23 protein-coding genes are annotated in these 23,286 nt (G+C 64.8%); 16 read left to right on the top strand and 7 right to left on the bottom strand.

Going from position 1 to position 23,286, the window contains the following annotated elements; all coding sequences use genetic code 11:
- Window position 1 precedes the first annotated feature (1 nt).
- Window positions 2-1,159, bottom strand: a complete 1,158-nt coding sequence (gene emhA, locus ACK6AU_RS13450) for an efflux RND transporter periplasmic adaptor subunit EmhA (RefSeq protein WP_185697913.1) — start codon at window positions 1,157-1,159, stop codon at window positions 2-4.
- A 265-nt stretch (window positions 1,160-1,424) separates the two neighbouring features.
- Between emhA and emhR the strand changes: the two genes are divergently transcribed.
- Both emhR and ACK6AU_RS13440 read left to right on the top strand, forming a co-directional pair.
- A complete protein-coding gene (gene emhR / locus ACK6AU_RS13445) occupies window positions 1,425-2,057 on the top strand; it encodes an efflux system transcriptional repressor EmhR (protein WP_185698146.1) in 633 nt (210 codons plus the stop codon).
- A gap of 162 nt (window positions 2,058-2,219) precedes the next feature.
- A complete protein-coding gene (locus tag ACK6AU_RS13440) occupies window positions 2,220-3,104 on the top strand; it encodes a DMT family transporter (protein ID WP_185697914.1) in 885 nt (294 codons plus the stop codon).
- Window positions 3,105-3,175: 71 nt separating this feature from the next.
- Here the strand turns inward: ACK6AU_RS13440 and ACK6AU_RS13435 are convergent, their stop codons facing one another.
- The 3 genes from ACK6AU_RS13435 to ACK6AU_RS13425 are packed head-to-tail and all read right to left on the bottom strand — an operon-like array spanning window position 3,176 to window position 5,748.
- The gene (locus ACK6AU_RS13435) at window positions 3,176-4,225 is read right to left on the bottom strand and encodes an alkene reductase (protein ID WP_409299591.1); all 1,050 of its coding nucleotides are present in this window, start codon (window positions 4,223-4,225) and stop codon (window positions 3,176-3,178) included.
- A 35-nt stretch (window positions 4,226-4,260) separates the two neighbouring features.
- The gene (locus ACK6AU_RS13430) at window positions 4,261-5,427 is read right to left on the bottom strand and encodes an MFS transporter (RefSeq protein ID WP_409299590.1); all 1,167 of its coding nucleotides are present in this window, start codon (window positions 5,425-5,427) and stop codon (window positions 4,261-4,263) included.
- Between the two features lie 18 nt (window positions 5,428-5,445).
- A complete protein-coding gene (locus ACK6AU_RS13425) occupies window positions 5,446-5,748 on the bottom strand; it encodes a helix-turn-helix transcriptional regulator (RefSeq protein WP_185697916.1) in 303 nt (100 codons plus the stop codon).
- A 154-nt stretch (window positions 5,749-5,902) separates the two neighbouring features.
- Here ACK6AU_RS13425 and ACK6AU_RS13420 point away from each other — a divergent pair, with 154 nt between their 5' ends.
- Window positions 5,903-6,493: an ACP phosphodiesterase gene (locus ACK6AU_RS13420; protein ID WP_409299589.1), complete on the top strand. Its 591-nt coding sequence runs from the start codon at window positions 5,903-5,905 to the stop codon at window positions 6,491-6,493.
- 6 nt (window positions 6,494-6,499) lie between these two features.
- Here ACK6AU_RS13420 and ACK6AU_RS13415 read toward each other — a convergent pair whose 3' ends face one another.
- Both ACK6AU_RS13415 and olsB read right to left on the bottom strand, forming a co-directional pair.
- The gene (locus ACK6AU_RS13415; RefSeq protein WP_185697918.1) at window positions 6,500-7,294 is read right to left on the bottom strand and encodes a lysophospholipid acyltransferase family protein; all 795 of its coding nucleotides are present in this window, start codon (window positions 7,292-7,294) and stop codon (window positions 6,500-6,502) included.
- Window positions 7,294-8,049 carry an L-ornithine N(alpha)-acyltransferase gene (gene olsB, locus ACK6AU_RS13410; RefSeq protein WP_185697919.1) on the bottom strand — a complete coding sequence of 252 codons (756 nt, stop codon included), beginning with the start codon at window positions 8,047-8,049 and terminating at the stop codon, window positions 7,294-7,296. Before olsB ends, ACK6AU_RS13415 begins: the two co-directional genes overlap by 1 nt.
- 141 nt (window positions 8,050-8,190) lie before the next feature.
- Between olsB and ACK6AU_RS13405 the strand changes: the two genes are divergently transcribed.
- From ACK6AU_RS13405 to ACK6AU_RS13360, 10 genes are all read left to right on the top strand, one after another.
- On the top strand, window positions 8,191-9,087 hold the full coding sequence (locus tag ACK6AU_RS13405; protein ID WP_409299588.1) for an acyl-CoA dehydrogenase: 897 nt from the start codon (window positions 8,191-8,193) through the stop codon (window positions 9,085-9,087).
- Window positions 9,088-9,160: 73 nt separating this feature from the next.
- Window positions 9,161-10,258, top strand: a complete 1,098-nt coding sequence (locus ACK6AU_RS13400; RefSeq protein ID WP_409299587.1) for a serine hydrolase domain-containing protein — start codon at window positions 9,161-9,163, stop codon at window positions 10,256-10,258.
- On the top strand, window positions 10,255-10,560 hold the full coding sequence (locus ACK6AU_RS13395) for an amidase (protein WP_409299586.1): 306 nt from the start codon (window positions 10,255-10,257) through the stop codon (window positions 10,558-10,560). The genes ACK6AU_RS13400 and ACK6AU_RS13395 overlap by 4 nt, the downstream gene beginning before the upstream one ends.
- A 122-nt stretch (window positions 10,561-10,682) precedes the next feature.
- Entirely contained in the window at window positions 10,683-11,858 is a 1,176-nt protein-coding gene (locus ACK6AU_RS13390) for a M20 aminoacylase family protein (protein ID WP_185697922.1), read from the top strand.
- Window positions 11,859-11,961: 103 nt separating this feature from the next.
- A complete protein-coding gene (locus ACK6AU_RS13385; RefSeq protein ID WP_185697923.1) occupies window positions 11,962-13,272 on the top strand; it encodes an MFS transporter in 1,311 nt (436 codons plus the stop codon).
- Complete coding sequence (locus ACK6AU_RS13380) at window positions 13,269-14,732, top strand: amidase (protein ID WP_221775151.1); 1,464 nt, start codon at window positions 13,269-13,271, stop codon at window positions 14,730-14,732. Before ACK6AU_RS13385 ends, ACK6AU_RS13380 begins: the two co-directional genes overlap by 4 nt.
- An 84-nt stretch (window positions 14,733-14,816) precedes the next feature.
- Window positions 14,817-15,590 (top strand): IclR family transcriptional regulator, encoded by a 774-nt coding sequence (locus ACK6AU_RS13375; RefSeq protein ID WP_409299585.1) that lies wholly within the window; start codon window positions 14,817-14,819, stop codon window positions 15,588-15,590.
- Between the two features lie 136 nt (window positions 15,591-15,726).
- Window positions 15,727-16,323, top strand: a complete 597-nt coding sequence (locus tag ACK6AU_RS13370) for a hypothetical protein (protein WP_409299584.1) — start codon at window positions 15,727-15,729, stop codon at window positions 16,321-16,323.
- 198 nt (window positions 16,324-16,521) lie between these two features.
- Window positions 16,522-17,103, top strand: a complete 582-nt coding sequence (locus ACK6AU_RS13365; protein ID WP_409299583.1) for a YceI family protein — start codon at window positions 16,522-16,524, stop codon at window positions 17,101-17,103.
- 1 nt (window position 17,104) lies between these two features.
- Window positions 17,105-18,262: a phospholipase D-like domain-containing protein gene (locus ACK6AU_RS13360; protein WP_409299582.1), complete on the top strand. Its 1,158-nt coding sequence runs from the start codon at window positions 17,105-17,107 to the stop codon at window positions 18,260-18,262.
- 109 nt (window positions 18,263-18,371) lie between these two features.
- Here ACK6AU_RS13360 and bglX read toward each other — a convergent pair whose 3' ends face one another.
- Window positions 18,372-20,663: a beta-glucosidase BglX gene (gene bglX, locus ACK6AU_RS13355; protein ID WP_185697927.1), complete on the bottom strand. Its 2,292-nt coding sequence runs from the start codon at window positions 20,661-20,663 to the stop codon at window positions 18,372-18,374.
- Window positions 20,664-20,901: 238 nt separating this feature from the next.
- Here bglX and ACK6AU_RS13350 point away from each other — a divergent pair, with 238 nt between their 5' ends.
- From ACK6AU_RS13350 to ACK6AU_RS13340, 3 genes are all read left to right on the top strand, one after another.
- Window positions 20,902-21,510 (top strand): LemA family protein, encoded by a 609-nt coding sequence (locus ACK6AU_RS13350; protein WP_185697928.1) that lies wholly within the window; start codon window positions 20,902-20,904, stop codon window positions 21,508-21,510.
- A 365-nt stretch (window positions 21,511-21,875) separates the two neighbouring features.
- On the top strand, window positions 21,876-22,631 hold the full coding sequence (locus ACK6AU_RS13345) for a YgcG family protein (RefSeq protein WP_185697929.1): 756 nt from the start codon (window positions 21,876-21,878) through the stop codon (window positions 22,629-22,631).
- Between the two features lie 29 nt (window positions 22,632-22,660).
- Window positions 22,661-23,278: a TPM domain-containing protein gene (locus tag ACK6AU_RS13340; RefSeq protein WP_185697930.1), complete on the top strand. Its 618-nt coding sequence runs from the start codon at window positions 22,661-22,663 to the stop codon at window positions 23,276-23,278.
- Window positions 23,279-23,286: the final 8 nt, after the last annotated feature.

Genomic DNA, 23,286 nt, shown 5'->3' with positions numbered 1-23,286 from the left:
TTTACTCCCCTTTGCCGCCTGCAGTCTTGCCTGTTGCCTGGGCAGGGGCCGGGTTCTTCGCAGATACGTTGGTGGCTTCGGTGGCCTTGACCTCGATGCCGGGCTTGACGAACTGCAGGCCTTCGGTGATCAGGCGATCGCCGGCCTTCAGGCCGTCTTCCACCAGCCACTGGCTGCCGACGGTGCGGCTGGCCTTGAGCTGGCGCAGCTCGACCTTGTTGTCGGCACCTACCACCAGGGCGGTCGGGGTACCCTTGAGGTCACGGGTCACGCCTTGCTGTGGTGCCAGGATCGCCGCGCTGTTGACCCCGGCTTGCAACTGGGCATGCACGAACATGCCGGGCAACAGGGTGTGCTCGGGGTTGGGGAATACCGCACGCAGGGTCACCGAGCCGGTGGTCTCGTCCACCGAGACTTCGGAGAATTCCAGCTTGCCGTCGAGCTTGTACTGGCTGCCGTCTTCCAGGGTCAGCTTGACCTTGGCGGCGTTGTCGCCAACTTTCTGCAGGCGGCCGCTTTCCAGCTCGCGACGCAACTCCAGCAGTTCCACCGACGACTGGGTGACGTCGACGTAGATCGGATCCAACTGCTGGATCACCGCCATGGCCGTCGACTGGCCATTGCTCACCAGAGCGCCTTCAGTGACCGAAGAGCGGCCGATGCGACCGGTCAGCGGTGACAGCACCTTGGTGTAGCGCAGGTTGATCTGGGCATTTTGCAGCGCGGCCTCGGACTGCAGGCGGTTGGCCACGGCCGTATCGTATTCCTGGCGGCTCACGGCCTGCTCGTTGACCAGTTGTTTGTAGCGATCGGAAATCGAACGGGTCGATTGCAGGTTCGCTTCAGCGCTCTTCAGCGTTGCCTCATAGATCGATGGGTCGATCTGATAGAGCTGCTGGCCTTCCTTCACATCACCGCCTTCCTTGAACAGGCGTTTGAGGATGATTCCGTTTACCTGTGGACGAACTTCGGCGATACGGAACGCAGTGGTCCGGCCCGGGAGTTCGGAGGTCAGGGTAAAGGCTTGTGGTTGCAGGGTGACGACGCCGACCTGAGGTGCTTGAGGGGCGGGGGCCGCCTCTTCCTTTTTACATCCGCTGAGCAGCGATGCCAGGGCGACGGCAGTGACCAGAGCGGTAACAGCTGGCTTGAGTTGCATGAAGATCCTCGGGTCAGGCACGCGAGATGCGCACAAGAAAAGTGGAAAGGTAAAAAGAGTTGGCTGAGTGGATAAGTAGCTTGCTAAGGAATATACTTACGTACATGTCTGTTTGTAAATACCCTGGTGGCGTACCCATCCGGTTACAAAAGCTCCCGCAAGTGTTGAATTGTAGGTTGGGTAAACGGCACTCGAGATGTCGTTCCATATTTATTCAGAAGGTCTTTGCGCATCGCTGAAAGATCCTGATCGAGGTTGTACTGCCATGGTCCGTCGTACCAAAGAGGAAGCTCAAGAAACCCGCGCCCAGATACTCGAGGCGGCCGAGAAGGCCTTTTACGAGCGAGGCGTGGCGCGGACCACCCTGGCCGATATCGCGACGTTGGCGGGAGTCACGCGTGGCGCGATCTACTGGCATTTCAGCAACAAGGCCGACCTGGTCCAGGCCATGCTCGACAGCCTGCACGAACCCTTGGGCGAGATGGCGGCCGCCAGCGAGGATGTGGATGAAGTGGACCCTCTGGGTTGGATGCGCAAATTGCTCATTCATCTGTTTCACCAAGTTGCCCTGGACCCGAAAACCCGACGCATCAATGAAATTCTGTTTCATAAGTGCGAGTTCACCGATGAAATGTGCGACCTGCGTCGTCAGCGCCGCGCGGCCAGCCTGGAGTGCAACCTGCATATCGAGCAGACGTTGAGCAACGCGGTGAATCGTGGGCAATTGCCCGCGGATCTCGATACAAGGCGGGCAGCCATCAGCATGCGAGCCTTCGTCGACGGTCTTCTCTACCAGTGGTTGTTGGCTCCGGACAGCTTTGTCCTGCATACCGAGGCGGAGCGTTGGGTCGATATCGGACTCGATATGTTGCGCCTGAGCCCTAACCTTCGTCATTAAGACAAAATGCGTAATTGAATCTGGTTATGTCAAGATCTGCGCAATGAAGCCATGCCTCCCCGGACCACAGGGTCAAACGGGGGGCATTTATATACCGGGCCGGTCCTGTCTTGATAGATAGCGAGCTATGTATTTTGTAGGCAATTTGTTGCGGGGATGTGAATGAGTGTGAGCCCTTCACCATTCAAAGGCGCGGATCATCCCCTGAAGGGTATCGTCCTGATGTGCCTGGCGGTCTTGCTCTTCGCCAGCCACGACACACTGTCCAAGTACCTTTCGGCCTTCTATCCGATCGTGATGGTGGTCTGGGCCCGCTATGTGGTCCATACCCTGTTGATGCTGGTGGTGTTCGTGCCGCGCAGTGGTTTTTCCGCCGTGGTGCGGACCAAGCGTCCCGGCCTGCAATTGCTGCGGGCCCTGTGCATGATCGGCACCAGCCTGCTGTTCACCACCGGCCTGCGCTATATCCCCCTGGCTGAAGCCACCGCGGTCAACTTCCTCGCGCCATTGCTGGTCACTGCCTTGTCCGTGCCGTTCCTGGGCGAGCGGGTCAGCCGCGCCCAGTGGCTGGCGGTGCTGATCGGCTTCGTTGGCGTGCTGATCGTGGTGCGCCCCGGTGGTTCGCTGTTCACCCCGGCGATCCTCTTTCCCCTGGGATCGGCGCTGTGCTTCGGCTTCTATCAATTGCTGACCCGCAAACTCAGCGGCATCGATAGCCCGACCACCAGCAATTTCCTCATCGGCATCATCAACAGCCTGATCATGAGCGCGTTGTTGCCGTTCTTCTGGAGCACTCCGAGCCTGGTCCATGGTCTGTTCATGATCGGCCTGGGCGCCTGTGGCATGTTCGGCCACCTGCTGCTGACCCAGGCGTTCCGCCATGCCGCTCCGGCGATGCTGGCGCCCTTCAGTTACGGGCAGATCTTGTTCGCCGGAATGTACGGCTACCTGATCTTCGGCCATACCCCGGACAGCTACGGTCTGGTAGGCATCGCGGTGATCTGCCTCAGTGGCCTTGCCGTGGCTTGGGCCCAGCGCAAACGCTGATTCTCACGGCATACAGGCAGGCAATAAAAAGCCCCGGCTCTGGTGAACCGGGGCTTTTTCATGGGCAATGCTTACAGCATCGGGTAGTCGATGTAGCCGACCGGGCCCTTGGCATAGAAGGTCTCAGGATGCGGTTCGTTCAGTGGCGCATCGACTTTCAGGCGGGCCGGCAGGTCCGGGTTGGCGATGAAGGGGACGCCGAAGGCCACCGCGTCGGCCTTGCCTTCGGCCAGCCAGGCATTGGCGCTGTCCTTGGTGAAGCGCTCGTTGGCGATGTACAGGCCGCCGAAGGCTTCCTTGAGCCGTGGGCCCAGGCTGTCGGTGCCTTCCTTCTCGCGGGCACAGATGAAGGCGATGCCGCGCTTGCCCAGTTCACGGGCGACATACAGGAAGGTCTGCGCCAGGTCGGCATCCCCCATGTCGTGCAGGTCGGCCCGTGGCGACAAATGTACGCCGACGCGGCCGGCGCCCCAGATCTCGATCATCGCGTCGGTCACTTCCAGCAGCAGGCGAGCACGGTTCTCCAGGGAGCCGCCATATTGGTCGGTACGCTGGTTGGTGGTGCTCTGCAGGAACTGGTCCAGTAGGTAACCGTTGGCTGCGTGGACTTCCACACCGTCGAAACCGGCGGCCTTGGCATTTTCCGCACCGACTCGGTAGGCCTCGATCACATCGGCGATCTCGGCGGTTTCCAGGGCTCGCGGAGTAGGGAAGTCGGCCAGCGGGCGCACCAGGCTGACGTGGCCCTTGGGCTGGATGGCGCTGGGGCCTACCGGGGTTTCGCCGTCCAGGTAGGAAGGATGGGAAATCCGCCCCACGTGCCACAGCTGCATGAAGATCTTGCCGCCGGCGCCGTGCACCGCCTTGGTCACGTTGGCCCAGCCACGGACCTGGTCGTTGGACCAGATGCCGGGGGTATCCGGGTAGCCCACGCCCATCGGCGTCACCGAGGTGGCTTCGCTGAGGATCAGCCCGGCCGAGGCCCGCTGCACGTAGTACTCGGCCATCAGGGCGTTGGGCACCCGGCCAGCGTCGGCGCGGCAGCGGGTCAGCGGCGCCATGATGATGCGGTTGGACAGTTCGAGGTCGCCGAGCTTGATCGGATCAAAGAGAGTCGTCATGGGATACAGCCTTCTTCTAAAGGGTAGGGAAGCTATCAGTGGGTTGCCGGAGCCAGTTCGGCGTTGCCGCCCTGGCGGAAAGTGATCAGCGTTACCAGCAGGGCCAGGATCGCCAGCGCCGCGGCTGCCAGCGGCACGCTGGTGAGGCCGAAGCCGTGGGCGATGACGCTGCCGCCGACCCAGGCGCCCAGGGCGTTGCCGATGTTGAAGGCGCCGATGTTCAGGGTCGAAACCAGGTTGGGTGCGGCCTTGCCGAAGGTCACCACGTTGACCTGCAGGGCCGGGACCGCGGCGAAGGAGGCGGTGGCCCAGAGGAACAGGGTGATCTCCGTGGGGATCAGCGCCACGCTGGTCCAGGTCAGTACCGTGGAGACCACGGCCATGGCGGCGAACACACCCACCAGGGTGGCCCCCAGGCGCTTGTCGGCCATCTTGCCGCCGATGATGTTGCCCAGGGTCAGGCCCAGGCCGATCAGCAGCAGGGTCCAGGTCACGCCCTTGGGCGACACCCCGGTCACATCGCCCAGCAGCGGCGCGACATAGGTGAACAGGGTGAACATCGACGCCGCGAACAATGCGGTCATGCCCAGGGACAACCAGATCCCGGCACCCTTGAGGGCTGCCAGCTCCGCACGCATGTCGAGCTTTTCCTCATCGCGCTTGGCCGGCAGGAAACGCAGCAGGCCGAACAGCGCCACCACGCCGATCACGGTCACCGCCCAGAAGGTCGAGCGCCAGCCGGCTTCCTGGCCCAGCGCGGTTCCCAGGGGAACGCCGAGCACGTTGGCCAGCGTCAGGCCGGTGAACATCAGGGCCACGGCCGAGGCACGCTTGTTGGCCGGCACCAGGCCGGCGGCCACCACAGAACCGATACCGAAGAAGGCACCGTGGCACAGCGCCGTGATTACCCGTGCGAACATCAGCACGGTGTAGTCACTGGCCAGTGCACACAGCAGGTTGCCGATAATGAAGATCCCCATCAGCGTCACCAGGGCGGCCTTGCGTGGCAGCCGGGCAGTAGCCAGGGCCATGAACGGCGCGCCGATGGCCACGCCCAGGGCGTAGCCGGTCACCAGCCAGCCGGCGCCAGGAATCGACACCCCGAGGTCCGCCGCGACATCGGGCAGCAGGCCCATGATGACGAACTCGGTGGTGCCGATGGCGAAGGCACTCAAGGCCAGGATGAGAAGCGATAGGGGCATTATCGGGTCCTTGTCAGGTCAGAGCTGTTGGCTCATTTGCGTGAGGAACTGCTGGATGGTTTCTTCGTTGCGTTTGAAAAAATGCCATTGGCCGACTTTGCGGCTGCTGACCAGGCCGGCACGCTGCAGGGTCGCCAGGTGGGCCGAGACGGTCGACTGCGACAGGCCGCAGCGTTGGTCGATCTGCCCGGCGCACACACCGTGCTCGTTGCTGTGGGCCTGGTCGGGGAATTCGACTGTCGGATCTTTCAGCCAGTGCAGGATTTCCCTGCGAACCGGATGCGCCAGGGCTTTTATTATTTCGTCGAGGTCGATGGACATGGCGTTGCTCGCTTTTCCATGAAACGTTGTATCGCGATGAGGCGAAATTTAAATCGTTATTTCGCGATATACCAATATGATTTCGATCTTAGTTCAGTCTTTATCGGTATATCGGGTTATAACGATATGAGGTGCGCAGTGCTAAGCTGCGCGGATGAATTATCTCGCACATCTGCACCTCGGCGGCCAGCGCCCGGGTCAATTACTGGGCAGCCTCTACGGCGACTTCGTCAAAGGTCGCCTGCAAGGGCAGTTCGCTCCCGAGGTCGAGGCGGCGATCCAGCTGCATCGGCGCATCGACACCTATACCGACAGCCACCCTGTGGTGACGGCGGCGCTGGCGCGTTTCGCCCAGACCCGCAGGCGCTACGCCGGCATCGTCATCGATGTGTTCTTCGACCACTGCCTGGCCCGTGACTGGGCACAGTACGCCGACCGCCCCTTGCAGGCGTTCACCGCCGACGTGTACCGGGCGCTGGCCGCCGAGCCACGACTGCCGGGGCGCCTGGCGCAGATCGCACCCTATATGGCGGCCGATGACTGGCTGGGCTCCTATCGGGATTTCCAGGTGCTGGAGCAGGTCCTGCGGGGGATTGCCCGCCGCTTGTCGCGACCCGAGGAGTTGACCGCGGCCATGGGCGAGCTGGAACGGCTGTACCAGCCCTTGAGCGAGGATTTTCGCGAGTTCTACCCGCAACTGCAGGCCTTCGCCGAGCAGTACACCGCCCCGTCGCCGGGGCGCTGATTCCACTCAGGCAGCGACCAGTTCGCCAGCGCGGCGTGGTTCGGCCGGCGGCAAGGGATCGCCGAACAAGGCTTTCTGGACCGCCTGCTGGGCCTGGAAGGCCAGTGCCGCGCGTTCCTGGCCCTGGCAGGGGATCGGCTTGAGCAGGTGGATCTCCACCTGGCCCTGGTCGTTGGCGAACAGGCGCAACAGGTGAGACAGCAGGTCGTCGTCGCCGATGAAGGGCGCCAGGTCGTCGACCTGGCCGTCGCGCAGGTAGCGGATCGCCACGGGTTGCAGGCAGACCTCGGCCTCGATGGCGCTGGCCAGCAAGCGTCCATGGAAGGTCCGCAGGGCACGGCCATCGGTGGTGGTGCCTTCGGGGAACAGCAGCAGCGGATGCTGTTCCTGCAGGTGCCGGGTCATCTGCTTGCGGATCAGCTGGCTGTCGCCGGCGCCGCGGCGGATGAACAGGCTGCCGGCCTTGGCGGCCAACCATCCGGCCACCGGCCAGGTGCGCACCTCGGCCTTGGACAGGAACGACAGCGGAGTGAGCATGCCCAGCAACGGGATGTCGGTCCAGGACACATGGTTGCTGACCCAGAGCATGGGCTGGCGTGGGAGTTGACCGTGCACCGTGACGCGAAAGGGCAGGGCGTTGCCCAGGCGAGCCATGAAGAACCGCGACCAGCGCTGGCGGCGGACCATGGAGTTGCTGATCCCCAGGCGTTCCAGCACGCCGAAGATACTGGCCATGCCCAGGCCCAGCGCCACCACCAGCAGCACCCGGGCGATACGCCCGTAGACCCTTGGCCGGCGCATCACACGGCCGCCTTGAAGTGGCGGGCGTAGCGTGGGCACAGCTCGTCGCGCTTGAGCAGGATGAACACGTCGGCCACCTGGAAGTCCTGGTCCCAGCAGGGCTCGCCGCAGATCTTCGCCCCCAGGCGCATGTAGGCCTTGAGCAGCGGTGGCATCTCGGCGATGACGTTGGACGGCAGGTCCAGGTTCGGCAGTGGGTGCCTGGGCTCGGCCCGCAGGTGCTCGGTGCTCAGGTAGCGCTCGCGCAGGCGCTGCATGATCGCATGGGCCTGCACTCCACCGTCCTGCATCGGGATGCTGGCGCAACCCATCAGGTAGCTGTAGCCACCCTCGTTGAGGACTTCGGCCAGCTCGCCCCAGAGCACGGCGATGGTGCCGCCGTTGCGGTAGGCCGGGTCGACGCAGGTACGGCCGATCTCCAGGATCGGGCCCTGGAGTTGCACCAGGCCGTGCAGGCTGAATTCCTCTTCACTGTAGAAGCGCCCCAGGCTGCTGGCGGCCTGGTGGTCCAGCAGGCGAGTGGTGGCCACCAGGCACCCGCTGTTCAGGTCGCGTACCCCGATATGGCTGCAATGAACATCGTAGTCGTCCATGTCCAGACCCAGCTCCGCGCCCTTGAGCTTGGCGTTGAACTCGCCGCTGAAGACCTTGAACCGCAGGGCTTGGGCTTCCTGCAGGGCCTGGGCGCCGACCAGGCGTTCGGCTTGCAGGCGGCGTTCAGTACCGGTGTCGTTGATGCGGGCGATCTGAGTCATCGTGAATCTCCGTGCGGGCCAGCGACCCGCCTTGGGTTGCAGCCAATCGACTTTGTTGTGCAAAGTCAGGCTATGTAGCCGCGGTGTCATCGCCATGAAACTTTGGTGATGCTTGTGTGACAGCCCCTGAGGACCTTCGAAATGCCCTGGCAAGCCCTGCTCGAGAGCCATGAACGACTGCCCGCAACCCCTGATCTGGCGGAGGGGTACGGCGCTTTGCTGGCCCGCCTGGGCACTGTCACGCCATTCGAGCTGGCGATGCTTGGTGGGCGTCTGATGGCGACCCCGGGCCTGGCGTTCCTGGTGGGTTACCAGGCGGCATTGCGCATGTTGTGGCCCAGTGCGCCGCTGAGCCTGGGCGCCTTGTGCGCGACTGAACGTCGCAGCCTGCGCCCGGCGGACATGCAGACCCGGCTGCAGGATTTGCGCTTGCATGGGCGCAAGGATTTCGTCACCGCCGGGGATGCCGCCGACTGGCTGCTGGTGGCGGCCCGTTGCGAGGCCCCCGGGGAGCGGGCGGCGCTGCGGCTGACGGTGGTGTATCCGGGCGAGCCCGGGGTCAAGGTCCAGACTCTGCCGGCGATCGCCCTGATGCCGGAGATCAGCCACGGTTGCCTGCTCCTGGACAATGCCGCCTGTGAACTGCTGGCCGGCGATGGCTGGGATGCCTATGTCAAACCCTTCCGCACCCTGGAAGACATCTATGTCCTCAGCGCCATGGCGGCCTGGCTCCATGGCGTCGGCCAGGACAGCGGCTGGCCGCAGCCGCTGCTCCTGCAATTGCTGGCGTTGCTGGCCGGTTGTGCCGAAGCCAGCCGGCAGAACCCGGCCCTGGCCGGCGGGCACGTCCTGCTGGGCGGATTGTTCGTGCAGTTCGAAGCCCTGAAGCCGGAGATCGCCATGGCATTCGCCCAAGGGCCCGAGTTCTGGCGCGAACAGTGGAGCCGCGACCAGGCCCTGCTCGAGCTGGCCGCCGGCGCCCGGGCCCAGCGCCTGGCCAAGGCCCTGGCGGCCTTGCAGCAACCGGCTGGGCGCTGACCTTCGGCGCTTGCAGCAAAACTGTCATCAACCTCGATTAGGCTCGGCCATCGGTTTTTCTCGAGTGTCGTCCATGGCCAAGGGCTCGATCCTGCTGGCGCTGCTTGTCGTGCTCGGCCTGCCGGCCCGGGCCGAGGACTGGCCGGCCGAGCAATGGCCGCGCGAACCCTTGCCCCCAGGGCCGGCGCTGCAGGCCCTGGAGGCCTATGCCTTCGCCCCGCGTGACGACGAGTCGCGCCAGGGGGTACGCACCGATGCCCTGCTGGTGGTGCGTGATGGCCGCCTGGTCTACGAACGCTATGCCGGCGAGACCGGGCCACAGACTCCCCACCTGATCTGGTCCGCCAGCAAGAGCCTGCTGGCGGTGCTCATGGGCGTCGCGTTCGGCCAGGGGCGCTTCGGCCTGCAAGACCCGGCGGCGAATTTCTATCCGGCGCTCAAGCCCCACCCCGGCATCACCGTGGCCGACCTTTTGCACTGGGCCTCGGGCCTGGACTGGCAGGAAGACTACGAGTACGCGCCGCTCAATTCATCGGTGGTGGCCATGCTCTACACCCGGGGCCACCGCGACATGGCGGCCTTCGCCGCACAGCACCAGGCGGCCAGCCCACCGGGCCGGGCCTTTCGCTATTCCAGCGGCGACAGCAACCTGTTGGCGGCCAGCCTGCGCGGCATGCTGGGGGCGCAGCAATACCCGGACTATCCCTGGCAGGCCCTATTCGAGCCCCTGGGGATCCGCCAGGCCGTATGGGAGCGGGATGCGGCTGGCACCTTCGTGGCGTCTTCCTACCTTTATATGAGTGCCCGGGACCTGGCCCGCGTCGGCCTGTTGATGCAGCGCGAGGGACGCTGGCACGACCAGCAGTTGCTGCCCAGGGCCTGGGTCGAGTTCTGCCGCACGCCGTTCGCCGGTTACCGGGCGGGCCAGGACGTTGCCGTGGCGGGTGGGCACTGGTGGCTCAATCGTGCCGTGGACGGCGCCCCCCGGCCCTGGCCGGATGCGCCGGCGGATACCTACGCCGCCCTGGGCCATTGGGGCCAGGCGCTGTACATAGTGCCGCAGCAGCGCCTGGTGATCGTGCGCTATGGCGACGATCGCGACGGCAGCTACCAGCACAACGAGTTGCTCAAGCGGGTGCTGGCGGTATTTGCTCCCCAGGAGCAGCCATGAGCCGGGCCTTCGTCCTGCTGCTGGCCGGGTCGCTGGCGCTATCGGGCTGGGCCTGGCAGCAACGGGAGGCGCTCCAGGCATTCCCGGATATCCTCGGCGCCTATACCGCCAAGGAATATTGCTCCTGCCGCTATGTGATGGAGCATCCGGCTGATTACTGCCGCGGCTACGTGCGCCAGTACCTGCCCATCAGCAACCTGGTCGATGAGCCGGCATCACGGCGGATCACCGCCAGCGCCCTGGGGCGGACCCACAGCGCTACCTGGCAGGGGGATCGGCAGGGCTGCCGCCTCGACCCCTGAACCGCCTGTGGTTCCATCCTGTGGAACCACATTCGATTGTCCCTGGCGCCGGCTTCGCGGTTAGCTACCACCGAGCTGCGTACAACAAGAACGGGAACCCTCCCGGCTAGAGGACAGACGCCATGACCCGACACCAGCACATCCTTGCCTGGCTCAACGACATCGCCGGCGACTTGCGTGCCATCCGCCACGACATCCATGCCCACCCCGAGCTGGGGTTCCAGGAAAACCGCACGGCGGCACTGGTGGCTCGCTGCCTGCAAGACTGGGGCTACGAGGTGCACCAGGGCATCGGCTGCACCGGTGTGGTGGGCGTCCTGCGCAACGGCAGCAGCTCGCGCACCCTGGGCCTGCGGGCTGACATGGACGCCCTGCCTATCGTCGAGGCCAGCGACGCGGCCCACAGCAGCCGCCACCACGGCTGCATGCACGCCTGCGGGCATGACGGCCACACCACCATCCTGCTCGGCGCTGCCCGCTACCTGGCGGCCACCCGGCAGTTCGACGGCACCCTGAACCTGATCTTCCAGCCGGCGGAGGAGGGCCAGGGCGGTGCCGAGGCCATGCTCGCCGATGGCTTGCTGGAGCGTTTCCCCTGCGATGCGCTGTTCGGCCTGCACAACATGCCGGGCTTGCCGGCGGGGCACCTGGGGTTTCGCCAGGGAGCGATGATGGCGTCCCAGGACCTGCTCGAGGTAGTGGTCGAAGGTGTGGGTGGCCATGGTTCCATGCCGCACCTGGCGGTGGATCCGCTGGTGGCGGCGGCCAGCATGGTCATGGCGTTGCAGACAGTGGTGGCGCGAAACATCGATGCGCAACGGGCGGCGGTGGTCACCGTCGGCGCCCTGCAGGCTGGCGAGGCCGCCAACGTGATTCCCCAGCAGGCCCTGCTGCGCCTGAGCCTGCGGGCCCTCGATGCACCGGTGCGCGAACAGATGCTGGAGCGGGTCAGGGCGATCATCCAGACCCAGGCCGCAAGCTATGGCTGCACCGCCAGCATCCTCCATCGCCCAGCCTATCCGGTGCTGGTCAACAGTCCGGCCGAGACCGAGTTCGCCCGGCAGGTAGCCGTGGAACTGCTGGGCGAGGACGCGGTGGATGGCGATACGCCGAAGCTGATGGGCAGCGAGGACTTCGGCTGGATGCTCCAGCGTTGCCCGGGCAGCTACCTGTTCATCGGCAATGGCATGGGACAGCCGATGGTGCATAACCCGGCCTACGACTTCAACGACGACATCCTGCTCACCGGCGCCGCCTACTGGGGAGCCCTGGCGGAGAGTTGGCTCAAGCCGCTCTGAGCGTCGTCTGCCAGGTATTTGCCGGTTCCCCCGGGTGCCCTTGCGTGCGCCCGGCACTTCAACGAGCCCGCAAGAAGGCTCAAAAGTCCGTGTGGAGCTTCCCATGAGTCTCTCGACCCCCGCTGCTTCCAAGACCCGGCAAGTGGTTGCCGCCGTCATCGGCAATGCCCTGGAGTGGTACGACTTCATCGTCTACGGCTTTCTCGCCAGCTTCATCGCCCACCAGTTCTTCCCCGGCAGCGATGAATACACCTCGCTGCTGATGGCGCTGGCCACCTTCGGCGTGGGCTTCTTCATGCGTCCGGTGGGCGGTGTGCTGCTGGGGATCTATGCCGATCGCAAGGGGCGCAAGGCGGCCATGCTGCTGATCATTCAGCTGATGACCCTGGCCATCGCGATCATCGTCTTCACCCCCAGCTACGCCGCCATCGGGCTTGGCGCGCCGTTGCTGGTGGTGGTGGCGCGCATGCTCCAGGGGTTCGCCACCGGTGGTGAATATGCCAGCGCCACGGCCTACCTGGTGGAGAGTGCGCCGCCCCACCGCAAGGGCCTGTACGGTTCCTGGCAACTGGTCGGGCAGTGCCTGGCGGTGTTCAGTGGAGCGGCGATGGCGGCGGCGGTGACGCATTTTTTCTCGCCCCAGGCCCTGGAGCAGTGGGGATGGCGCCTGCCCTTCGTGTTCGGCCTGTTGATCGGTCCGCTGGGTTTGTGGATTCGCAAGTACATGGACGAACCGGAGGTCTTCGTCGAGGCCCGCAAGCAGGTGCGGGGCAATGGCCCGGCGCTGCTGGAGATCATCCGTACCCATCGCCGGGGCATCCTGGTGGCCATGGGGCTGGGGTGCGGCGGTACCGTATCGTTCTATGTACTGCTGGTGAACATGCCGACCTTCGCCCATAACAATCTTGGCTTGCCCCTGGACCAGGTGCTGCTGGTACAGATGCTTGCGGTAGCGCTGATGACCCTGGTCATCCCGCTGGCCGGGGCATTATCCGACCGTCATGGCCGGCGACCGGTGCTGATGGCCTTCACCCTGGCGTTCTTCGTCATGGTCTATCCCTTGTATGCCTGGGTCGTGGCCGCGCCGTCCATCGAGCGCCTGCTGGTGATGCAGTTGCTGCTGTGCAGCGCCATCGGCGGTTGCTTCGGCCCTGCGCCCACCGCCCTGGCCGAGCAGTTTCCCATCGAGGTGCGTTCCACTGGCGTGTCGGTGGCGTATAACGTAGCCGTGATGCTGTTCGGTGGATTCGCGCCGCTGGTGGTGACCTGGCTGAGCAAGACCATGGCCACGCCGGTGGCGCCTGCGTTCTATGTATTGCTGACGTCGATGCTGAGCTTGCTGGCCATCTACTGCCTGCACGATCCGCTCAGGCAGAACAAACCCACTACCTTGCCCCTGGGAGGTGCCTCTTGACCCAGCTTCACGAGTCCGTGGCTGGCGACTCGATCGTCGAACTCGATGCCCTGGCGTTGTCCGCGGCGATTCACGGCCGCGAGCTGTCCTGTCGGGAGGTGATGCAGGCCTACCTGACGCAGATCGAGCGTGTGAATCCACAGGCCAATGCCCTGGTTTCTCTGCGTGAGCCCGAAATCCTCCTGGACGAAGCCGAGCAGCGCGACCGGCAACTGGCCCGGGGTCAATCCCTGGGCTGGATGCATGGCATGCCCCAGGCGGTCAAGGACCTGGCAGCCACCGCCGGGCTGACCACCAGCCTGGGCTCGCCGCTGTTCGCCACCCAGGTGCCCGGCGAGGATGCCATCAGTGTGGCCCGGGTACGCGCCAGTGGGGCGCTGATCGTGGGCAAGAGCAATGTCCCGGAGTTCGGCCTGGGCTCGCATACCTACAACCAGCTGTTCGGCACTACCGGCAATGCTTACGATAGCCGCCTGAGCGCCGGCGGCAGTAGCGGCGGGGCGGCGGTAGCCTTGGCGCTGCGCATGCTGCCGGTGGCCGATGGCAGCGACATGATGGGCTCGCTGCGCAACCCGGCGGCGTTCAACAACGTGTTCGGCATGCGCCCCTCCCTGGGTCGGGTGCCCCATGGCCCGGCGCCGGAGCTGTTCGTCCAGCAACTGGCTACCGAGGGCCCCATGGGCCGCACCGTGGCCGACGTCGCACGGCTGCTGGCGACCCAGGCCGGCTACGATCCCCGCGCGCCCCTGTCGTTGAAGGATGACCCGGCCGCGCTGGGTGCGTCCCTGCAGCGGGATGTGCGCGGGCTGCGCCTGGGCTGGCTGGGGGACTACAACGGTTACCTGGCCATGGAGCAGGGAGTGCTGGCGCTGTGCGAGAAGGCCCTGGGGGATTTTCTCGACCTGGGTTGCGAAGTGGACAACTGCCAGCCGGAGTTCTCCCTGGCCCAGTTGTGGGATTGCTGGCTGGTGCACCGGCACTGGCTGGTCCAGGGCACTCTGGGGCCGCTGTACAACGATCCGGACAAGCGCCGCTGGCTCAAGCCCGAGGCCCGCTGGGAGGTGGAGGGCGGGGCCAGCCTCGGTGCGGCCGATGTGTATCGCGCCTGCCAGAGTCGCAGCGATTGGTACCGGGCGCTGTTGCGCTTGTTCGAGCGTTACGATTTCCTGCTGCTGCCCACCGCCCAGGTGTTTCCTTTCGATGCACGCCAGGCCTGGCCACGCCAGGTCGCCGGGCAGGCAATGGACACCTATCACCGCTGGATGGAAGTGGTGATCGGCCCGACCCTGGCCGGCTTGCCCTGCATCAGTATCCCGGTGGGCTTCAACCCGGCGGGCCTGCCCATGGGCATGCAGATCATCGGTCCGCCCCACGCCGACCTGGCCGTGTTGCAACTGGCCCAGGCCCATGAACAGCTCACGCAATGGGTGAGCCGGCGACCGCCTGGCAATATCCGGTAACCAGGCCGGGACGATGGCGAGGTCGAGGAGGCCCGTATCTTGCTGGGAAATTCCTTACTCATCCTCAAGCAGGGAGTCCGGGCCATGGCCAGCAAGGTAGAAAGCGCAGGCGTGCGTTCAGTGGAGCGGGCCCTGGCCATCGTCGAACTGCTTGGCCTGCACCAGGCCCTGGGCCTTGAAGAGTTGCACTACCTGACCGGCCTGCCCAAGGCCACGGTGTCGCGCCTGTTGCTGACCCTGCAAGAGCAAGGCTGGATCTACCGTGGCCTGAGCGACCGACGCTATTGCCTGAGTGCCCGCAGCCTGTTCGGTGACAGCCGGCAGCGCTCCAAGCGCCAACTGGCCGAGCGCGCCGGGCCCTGGCTGCTGGAACTGAGCGCCCGCACCGGACTGGTCAGCGACCTGTCGAGTTTCGACGGTGAGCACCTGGAGGTCCTGGAGAGCGTGGTGCCCGAGGTCTTGCGCAAGCGCTATCCCAGCAGTAGCAGCCGCGTGGTCGGCCAGCACGCCAGCCTGTTTCATTCGGCCATGGGCAAGGCCTGCCTAGGGGCCTTGCCTTGGGAAGAAGTCGAGCGCCTGGCTGTGCGAGAGGCCGTGTCGCTCGAGACCTGGCAACACTCCGGCCTGCAGTTCCAACAGCTGGGCTTCAGCCAGCGTACCGAGGGTTATTGGGAGTATCCGATGCGCCTGCCGTTCCTGATTCGCGCCGTGGCCCTGCCGCTGCAGGTCGAGGGCCGGGTGGTGGGCAGCATTGCCCTGCATTGGCCGCAGGATCTGTCCTTTGTGGAGCAGGTACGCCACCGGCACCTGGCGTTGCTGGCCGAAACCGTCATGCAGTTGCAGAAACACCTCGCCTGATCTCATCCGCTGCCCATGGGTTCCATCCTGCGGAATCAATGATCGTTGTCCTTTGCCTGGCGACCCCGACAATAGCGGCCAGGCCATCTTGGCGATGGCCATGACACCCATTCCAAGCATAAGAACAGGTGATCCCATGCGTGCGCAGCAGCGTTGTCTGGCGGGTGTGTTGTGCTGGCTGTTGGGGAGCGAGGCGGGGGCTGAGGGCTTTATCCAGGACAGTCGGCTGTCCTTGCGCTACGGCCAGTCCTACTGGAAAGAAAATGCCAACGGCGGTATCGCTCCGACCCGGGATGAATGGGGCCAGGCCGCGCAGTTCAACTTCAGCTCCGGCTGGTACCGCGATGTGCTGGGGCTGGATTACGGCTATGGCCTGGCCGATGCCCTGCATGTGGCAAGCAAGGCCGACAGCATCGGCAACCTGCGGGCCGACCGCAGCGTGCAAAGCCCCCACGGTATCGCCAAGCGCCTGGAGTTGTATGTGCGTGGACGCTGGGTCGACGAAGGCTGGACCCTGAGTGGCGGAGTGGGGAAAAAGAGCCTCCAGCTCGAGCTGTACACCGACGACCGCTTTACCCGGATCCTGCCGGCAGCGGTCCTGGGCCAGGACCTGGGGTATGAGCGAGGGGGCTTGAGCCTCAACCTGAGCCGTATCGAGGGTTCCGGCCCGCGCAACGAATCGGCTGGAACTGGCCTGGCTGCCTACTCGCTTTCGTACCCGGGGCGAGCCTGATGATGTCCTGCGCCGGAGCATCTCCAGGGGGCCGGCGGGCATCGTCAGCCACCGCTCGGAGCGCTTCTTCTTCAACTACACCTACCGCTTCTAGCGCCGGGGGCGGTCATTCACGGAGGGCGGGCAAGCGATCGCCGGGAGGTTTGCCAGCCTCCCGGCAGCCGGTTAAGGTGGCGCCTTCTGTTCATGGGAGCTTGCATGCCTACCTCGATCCGCCTTCTTCTCAGCCTGCTGGCAGTGCTGGCCCTTCCGGCCCAGGCCAACTGGTACCTGGACAACGAGTCCTCGCGTATTTCCTTCGTGACCACCAAGAACGCCAGCATTTCCGAGGTCCAGCGCTTCCTGGTGCTGCACGGCAAGGTCGATGGCAAGGGACTGGCCCAGTTGCAGCTGGAGCTGGATTCGGTCAGCAGCGGCATTCCCCTGCGTGACGAACGCATGCGCCAGGAGCTGTTCCAGGTCCAGCAGTTTCCCGAAGCCCAGGTCACGGCGCAGATCAACCTGCGGCCCATCAACGACCTGGCCAATGGCGCACAGATCGAACTGCTGCTGCCGGTCACGGTGAGCCTGCACGGCCAGGAGCACACCTACAACGCCGAGTTGCTGGCCACGCGCCTGGACGAGCGGCGTTTCCAGGTGGTGACCCTGGAGCCCCTGGTCCTCAACGCCGAGGATTTCAACCTGGCGCCGGGCCTGGACAGCCTGCGCAAGGTCGCCGGGTTGTCGGCCATCAGTTTCTCGGTACCGGTAGGTGCGGTACTGATCTTCACGGCGCGCTGAAATGCGCGCAGCGGTTTTTCCCTGGCGTGAAGGCAACCGCTTCGAGTTACTGGTCGACGGGCCCGAGTTCTTCCCGCGCATGCTGGTGGCCATCGCTCGCGCCCAGCAGCAGGTAGAGCTGGAGCTGTACCTGGTGGAGGCCGGCTCCTGCGCGCAAGCCATGGTCCAGGCCCTGGTCCAGGCCGCCGAGCGCGGCGTGCGGGTGCGCTGCCTGTTCGACGACTATGGCAGCCTGGCCTTCACCCCGGCCCTGCGCCGCAGCTTGACCGACGCCGGCGTCGAGCTGCGCCTGTACAACCGCCTGCAGTGGCGCCAGGGCTGGCTCAACCTCTATCGTGATCATCGCAAGCTGTTGTTGGTGGACCGTTGCCTGGCGGTGGTGGGGGGGACCGGGGTCACTGACGAATTCTGGCTGCCGGAGCGCAACAGTTGCGACTGGCACGAGGTGATGGTGCAGATTACTGGTCCGATGGTGGCTGACTGGCAGGTGCTGTTCGACCGCCAATGGGATGCCAACCCGCATCGTGGAGCCTGGAAACCCACCGTCGACTTCGGCCTGCAACGCTTGCCGCGCCTGCCCGATAGCGGCGAGGGCATGGGCCGGGTGGCCTATGCCGATGCCCGCCAGCATCGCGACATCCTGCATTCGTTGATCCGCGCCCTGCACAGTGGCCAGCGGCGCGTCTGGCTGGCCACGCCGTACTTCCTGCCCACATGGTCGGTGCGCCGCTCGCTGCGCAAGGCGGCGGCCCGGGGCCTGGATGTGCGCCTGCTGCTGACCGGGCCCCGTACCGACCATCCGGCGGTGCGCTATGCCGGGCACCGCTACTATCCGCGCCTGCTCAAGGCCGGAGTGCGGATCTTCGAGTACCAGCCCTGTTTCCTGCACCTGAAGATGGTGCTGGTGGACGATTGGGTGAGCGTCGGTTCCTGCAACTTCGACCACTGGAACCTGCGCTTCAACCTGGAAGCCAACCTGGAGGCCCTGGACCCGGCGCTGACCGCCGCCGTGGTGGCGAGTTTCGAGAGGGACTTTGCCCAGAGCGAGGAGGTCAGCCTGGCGGTGTGGCGCAATCGCCCCCTGTGGCGCCGGATCAAGCAGCGGATCTGGGGCTGGGTCGATCGCCTGGTGGTCAACCTGCTGGATCGTCGCGACTGACCGTCACGGCTGATACGGCTGACTGTAGATACCGTAGCGATTGCGGGGATTACAGGGGATTGCGGAAGGAGTCGGCCGGCGCAGGTCATGCGCCAGCCGGTGAGGGGGATCAGAGCAGTTCGAAGCTCTGTTGCTGGACGTCCCGGGAGTCCAGGCCGATCTGTACGTTGAAGTCGCCTGGTTCGGCGGCGTACTTGAGCTGGGCGTTGTAGAACTTCAGGTCGTCCTCGCTGATGTCGAAGCGGATGACCTTCTCTTCGCCGGCCTTGAGCATGACCTTCTGGAAGTTCTTCAGCTCCTTGATCGGACGAATGATCGAGCCGGCCACATCCTGGATATACAACTGCACCACGGTCTCGCCATCGCGCTTGCCGGTGTTCTTCAAGGTCACGCTGGCCTCCAGCTTGCCGCCCTTGTGCAGGGTGGTGGAGGACAGGGCCATGTCCGACAGGCTGAAGCGGGTGTAGCTCAAGCCATAGCCGAACGGGAACAGCGGGCCGGTGATGTCGTCGAAGTACTGCGAGGTGTAGTTGCCCGGCTTGCCGGGGGTGAACGGCCGGCCGATGGTCAGGTGGTTGTAGTAGGTCGGGATCTGGCCCACGGAACGCGGGAAGGTGATCGGCAGCTTGCCCGAGGGGTTGTAGTCGCCGAACAACACGTCGGCGATGGCGTTGCCGCCCTCGGTGCCGCTGAACCAGGTTTCCAGGATCGCGTCGGCCTGCTGGTTTTCCTCCAGCAGGGTCAGCGGCCGGCCATTCATCAATACCAGCACCAGCGGCTTGCCGGTGGCCTTGAGGGCCTTGATCAGCGCTCGCTGGTTGGCCGGGATGTTCAGCTCGGTGCGGCTCGAGGATTCATGGGACATGCCCCGCGATTCGCCCACGGCGGCGACGATCACGTCCGAGGCCTGGGCCGCCTTCACGGCCTCGTCGATCATCTGCTGCGCCGGGCGTGGGTCGTCCACCACTTCCGGGGCGTCGAAGTTGAGGAAGTTCAGGTAGTCCACCACCTTCTTGTCGTCGGTGATGTTCGAGCCCCGGGCGTAGACCAGCCGGGCCTGGTCGCCCAGCACATTGCGCATGCCGTCGTAGAGGGTCACCGATTGTGCCGGCACGCCAGCGGCGGCCCAACTGCCCATCATGTCGATCGGTGCCTTGGCCAATGGGCCGACCACGGCAATCTTCGCGGTCTTTTTCAGCGGCAGGGTGTCGTTCTGGTTCTTCAGCAATACCAGGCTGCGCCGGGCGATATCCCGAGCGTCGCTGCGGTGCAGGCGGCTCTCGGCGTTGGTGTCGGCCGGGTCGTCCTCGGCCTTGCCGATGCGCAGGTACGGATCCTTGAACAGGCCCATGTCGTACTTGGCCCCCAGGACTTCACGCACGGCGTTGTCGATGTCCTTCTCTTCGATCTCGCCGGACTTGAGCAGCCCGGGCAATTCCTTGCCGTACAGCGAGTCGTTCATGCTCATGTCGATGCCGGCCTTGATCGCCAGCTTGGCGGCCTCGCGGCCGTCCTTGGCGACGCCATGGCGGATCAGTTCGATGATCGCGCCGTGGTCGCTCACCGCCAGGCCCTTGAAGCCCCACTCCTTGCGCAACAGGTCGTTCATCAACCAGGTGTTGGAGGTGGCGGGCACGCCATTGATCGAGTTCAGGGCCACCATCACCCCGCCGGCCCCGGCGTCGATCGCCGCGCGGTAGGGTGGCAGGTAGTCCTGGTACATCTTCACCGGGCTCATGTCGACGATGTTGTAGTCGCGACCGCCTTCCACCGCGCCATACAGGGCGAAGTGCTTGACGCTGGCCATGATGCTGTCGGGTGCCGCCGGGCTCTTGCCCTGGTAGGCGTTGACCATGACCTTGGCGATTCGCGAGACCAGGTAGGTGTCTTCGCCGAAGCCTTCGGAGGTCCGGCCCCAGCGGGCATCGCGGGAGATGTCGACCATCGGTGCGAAGGTGATGTCCAGGCTGTCGGCGCTGGCTTCCTGGGCGGCGATGCGCCCGGAGCGGCCGATGGCGTCCATGTCCCAGCTGGAGGCCAGGGCCAGGCTGATGGGGAAGATGGTCCGGTGGCCATGGATCACGTCATAGGCGAAGAACATCGGGATCTTCAGGCGGCTGCGCATGGCCGCGTCCTGCATCGGCCGGTTTTCCGGACGAGAGATGGAGTTGAAGGTGGCACCGATGTTACCGGCGGCGATCTCCTTGCGGATCAGTTCCCGGGGCATTTCCGGGCCGATGCTGATCAGGCGCAACTGGCCGATCTTTTCCTGCAGGGTCATCCGCTTGAGCAGATCGGTGATAAAGGCTTCCTTGTTCTCCAAGGGGACCGGGGCAGAGTCGGCCAATACAGGGTGACTGGCCAGGCTGACCAGCAGCCCCAGCAAACACAGCTTCTTCATGAATTTGTTCTCAAGGGCTCAAGACCGACGCATGAGTGACGCGCCGAACAGCCAAAATTTAGGGAGCGGCTATTGTTGTTCAGATAATTCCCGCACACTTCTGAACTCTTTTTCGCGCTGGGCATCTTTTAGCCCATCAGCCCGATGCATTCCAGTGGCGTGGGCAGATTTTGCTCTGCCAGGGCCGCAAGAACGGGCAAAAGTTCTCTTCAACCAGGTTGTGCAAGGAGCCCCACCCATGAACATCACCCAAAGCCTGCGTTCGAGCTGGCCTGTCGCTGTCCTGTTGCTGCTTACCAGCCTGCTCAGCGGCTGCGGCATCAACAACATCCCGACCCTCGACGAGCAGGTCAAGGCCGATTGGGGCCAGGTGCAGAACCAGTACCAGCGCCGTGCCGACCTGATCCCCAACCTGGTGGAGACCGTCAAGGGCTACGCCAAGCACGAGCAGGAAACCCTGACCGCGGTGATCGAGGCGCGGGCCAAGGCGACCTCGATCCAGGTGGACGCCAAGACCCTGGACAACCCGGAGCAGCTCAAGCGGTTCCAGCAGGCCCAGGACCAGCTCAGCGGCGCCTTGAGCCGCCTGATGGTGGTGTCCGAGCGCTATCCGGATCTCAAGGCCAACCAGAACTTCCTGGCCCTGCAATCCCAGCTCGAGGGCACCGAGAACCGCATCGCCGTGGCCCGGCGTGACTTCATCCTGGCGGTGCAGAAGTACAACACCGAGATCCGCACCTTCCCCGGTCGCCTGTGGCACAGCCTGATGTACAGCGACCTGCCGGTGCGCGAGTCGTTCGAGGCCACCAGCCCCGACGCCGACAAGGCCCCGCAAGTGAAGTTCTGATGAGTCTCTGGCAGCGCGTGCTGCGAAGCGCGCTGCCGTCGTCATGGCGGGTGAGTGGCGCCGTCTGGGCCCGCACCCACGGATGGGGTGCCGTTGCGTTCGCCGCAGCCCGCTGTCCAGGTCAAGCCCGTACCGGTCACGGCGACAGCGGTGCCGCTTGAGAGCCTGTTCCCAAAGCTGCCCGGCAGGGTGGTGGTCACGGCCGAGCGCGACAGCAGTTCGAGCAGCGGCTCATTCGACTGGTTCGAGTCCAGCAGTTCCAGCTCGGATTCGGACGGCTCCAGAGGCGGCGGTGGCGGTTTTGGCGGTGGCGGGGCGTCCGCCAATTGGTAGTGCAAGCGAGAAGTCATTGAGGGCGGATATTGATGCGACTCTATAAAATCGGCCTGGTGCTGCTGTTCTGGGTCTTTGCGGCCACGGTTCAGGCCGAGCTGAAGTTCCCGGCACTGAGTGGCCGGGTAGTGGACGATGCGCAGTTGATCGAGCCTGCGACCCGGGCCCGCTTGAGCGATGAACTCCAGGCCCATGAGCAGGCGACCGGCGAGCAAGTGGTGGTCGTGACTCTGGCCAACCTGCAGGGCGCCAGCATCGAGGACTTCGGTTACCGGTTAGGGCGCCACTGGGGGATCGGCCAGAAGGACAAGAACAATGGCGCGTTGCTGATCGTCGCTCGCGATGAACACAAGTTGCGTATCGAAGTGGGGTACGGCTTGGAGGATCGTCTGACCGATGCCCAGGCCTCGGTGATCATCAACCAGGTGATGGTCCCGGCGTTCAAGAGCGGTCAGTTCAGCAAGGGTATCGACGATGGCGTCTCGGCCATGTTGCTGGTGCTGGGCGGCACGCCGCTGGACGAACCGGCCACGGCCTATGGCAATGCCCAGGGGCAAGAACAGGGCGACTTCGTCGAGCGCCATCCGCTGTTGTTCATCTTCCTGGTATTGCTGTTCATCCTCAGCATGATGGTCGCGCAGATGCTCGGTATCCTGCCCAGCGGCGGTGGTCGCGGGGGCTCCGGTGGTTTTGGCGGCGGTGGTTTCGGTGGTGGTTCCAGCGGCGGCGGTGGTTTCAGCGGTGGCGGCGGCAGTTTTGGCGGCGGCGGTTCGTCCGGTAGCTGGTAATTCAATAAAAACAACGGATATCCAACGACATGGCACTACTGAGTGAATACGAACAACGCCAGGTGGCCGAAGCCATCGCCCGGGTGGAACAGCAGACCGACGCCGAGCTGGTGACGGTGCTGGCCGCGCGGGCCGACGACTACGCCTATATCCCGCTGCTCTGGGCCAGCCTGCTGGCGCTGGTGGTGCCGGGCCTGGTGCACTACGCCACCGGCTGGCTGAACATGCACCTGTTGCTGCTGGTGCAATGGGCGACCTTCATCGTGCTGTGCCTGGTGTTCCGCCTGCCGCGGATCACCACCCGGCTGATCCCGCGCTCGGTGCGGCACTGGCGGGCCTCGAACCTGGCCCGCCGCCAGTTCCTCGAGCAGAACCTGCACCACACCCTGGGCGGTACCGGGGTGTTGATCTTCGTCAGCGAGGCCGAGCGCTACGTGGAGATCCTGGTGGACGAGGGCATCTCCAGGCGCCTGGACAACAAGCGCTGGAACGCTATCGTCCAGGCCTTTACCCAGCAGGTGAAGCAGGGCCAGACCTTGCAGGGCTTTCTCGACTGCATCGAGTCCAGCGGCGAGCTGCTCAAGGAGCACGTGCCCCTGACCCAATCGCGCAACGAGCTGCCCAACCGCCTGGTGGTGCTCAACTGAGCCTCGGC

The organism is Pseudomonas sp. KCJK8993 (genome assembly GCF_046230915.1).
GTDB classification, from domain to species: Bacteria; Pseudomonadota; Gammaproteobacteria; order Pseudomonadales; family Pseudomonadaceae; genus Aquipseudomonas; species Aquipseudomonas piscis.
The sequence above is the reverse complement of the archived record's forward strand: the minus strand, read 5'-3'. Positions and strand labels throughout refer to the sequence as shown.

Coding starts and splice junctions, on each gene's coding strand:
- emhA (WP_185697913.1), bottom strand. CDS start 1,159: ATGCAACTCAAGCCAGCTGTTACCGCTCTGGTCACTGCCGTCGCCCTG.
- emhR (WP_185698146.1), top strand. CDS start 1,425: ATGGTCCGTCGTACCAAAGAGGAAGCTCAAGAAACCCGCGCCCAGATA.
- ACK6AU_RS13440 (WP_185697914.1), top strand. CDS start 2,220: ATGAGTGTGAGCCCTTCACCATTCAAAGGCGCGGATCATCCCCTGAAG.
- ACK6AU_RS13435 (WP_409299591.1), bottom strand. CDS start 4,225: ATGACGACTCTCTTTGATCCGATCAAGCTCGGCGACCTCGAACTGTCC.
- ACK6AU_RS13430 (WP_409299590.1), bottom strand. CDS start 5,427: ATGCCCCTATCGCTTCTCATCCTGGCCTTGAGTGCCTTCGCCATCGGC.
- ACK6AU_RS13425 (WP_185697916.1), bottom strand. CDS start 5,748: ATGTCCATCGACCTCGACGAAATAATAAAAGCCCTGGCGCATCCGGTT.
- ACK6AU_RS13420 (WP_409299589.1), top strand. CDS start 5,903: ATGAATTATCTCGCACATCTGCACCTCGGCGGCCAGCGCCCGGGTCAA.
- ACK6AU_RS13415 (WP_185697918.1), bottom strand. CDS start 7,294: ATGCGCCGGCCAAGGGTCTACGGGCGTATCGCCCGGGTGCTGCTGGTG.
- olsB (WP_185697919.1), bottom strand. CDS start 8,049: ATGACTCAGATCGCCCGCATCAACGACACCGGTACTGAACGCCGCCTG.
- ACK6AU_RS13405 (WP_409299588.1), top strand. CDS start 8,191: ATGCCCTGGCAAGCCCTGCTCGAGAGCCATGAACGACTGCCCGCAACC.
- ACK6AU_RS13400 (WP_409299587.1), top strand. CDS start 9,161: ATGGCCAAGGGCTCGATCCTGCTGGCGCTGCTTGTCGTGCTCGGCCTG.
- ACK6AU_RS13395 (WP_409299586.1), top strand. CDS start 10,255: ATGAGCCGGGCCTTCGTCCTGCTGCTGGCCGGGTCGCTGGCGCTATCG.
- ACK6AU_RS13390 (WP_185697922.1), top strand. CDS start 10,683: ATGACCCGACACCAGCACATCCTTGCCTGGCTCAACGACATCGCCGGC.
- ACK6AU_RS13385 (WP_185697923.1), top strand. CDS start 11,962: ATGAGTCTCTCGACCCCCGCTGCTTCCAAGACCCGGCAAGTGGTTGCC.
- ACK6AU_RS13375 (WP_409299585.1), top strand. CDS start 14,817: ATGGCCAGCAAGGTAGAAAGCGCAGGCGTGCGTTCAGTGGAGCGGGCC.
- ACK6AU_RS13370 (WP_409299584.1), top strand. CDS start 15,727: ATGCGTGCGCAGCAGCGTTGTCTGGCGGGTGTGTTGTGCTGGCTGTTG.
- ACK6AU_RS13365 (WP_409299583.1), top strand. CDS start 16,522: ATGCCTACCTCGATCCGCCTTCTTCTCAGCCTGCTGGCAGTGCTGGCC.
- ACK6AU_RS13360 (WP_409299582.1), top strand. CDS start 17,105: ATGCGCGCAGCGGTTTTTCCCTGGCGTGAAGGCAACCGCTTCGAGTTA.
- bglX (WP_185697927.1), bottom strand. CDS start 20,663: ATGAAGAAGCTGTGTTTGCTGGGGCTGCTGGTCAGCCTGGCCAGTCAC.
- ACK6AU_RS13350 (WP_185697928.1), top strand. CDS start 20,902: ATGAACATCACCCAAAGCCTGCGTTCGAGCTGGCCTGTCGCTGTCCTG.
- ACK6AU_RS13345 (WP_185697929.1), top strand. CDS start 21,876: ATGCGACTCTATAAAATCGGCCTGGTGCTGCTGTTCTGGGTCTTTGCG.
- ACK6AU_RS13340 (WP_185697930.1), top strand. CDS start 22,661: ATGGCACTACTGAGTGAATACGAACAACGCCAGGTGGCCGAAGCCATC.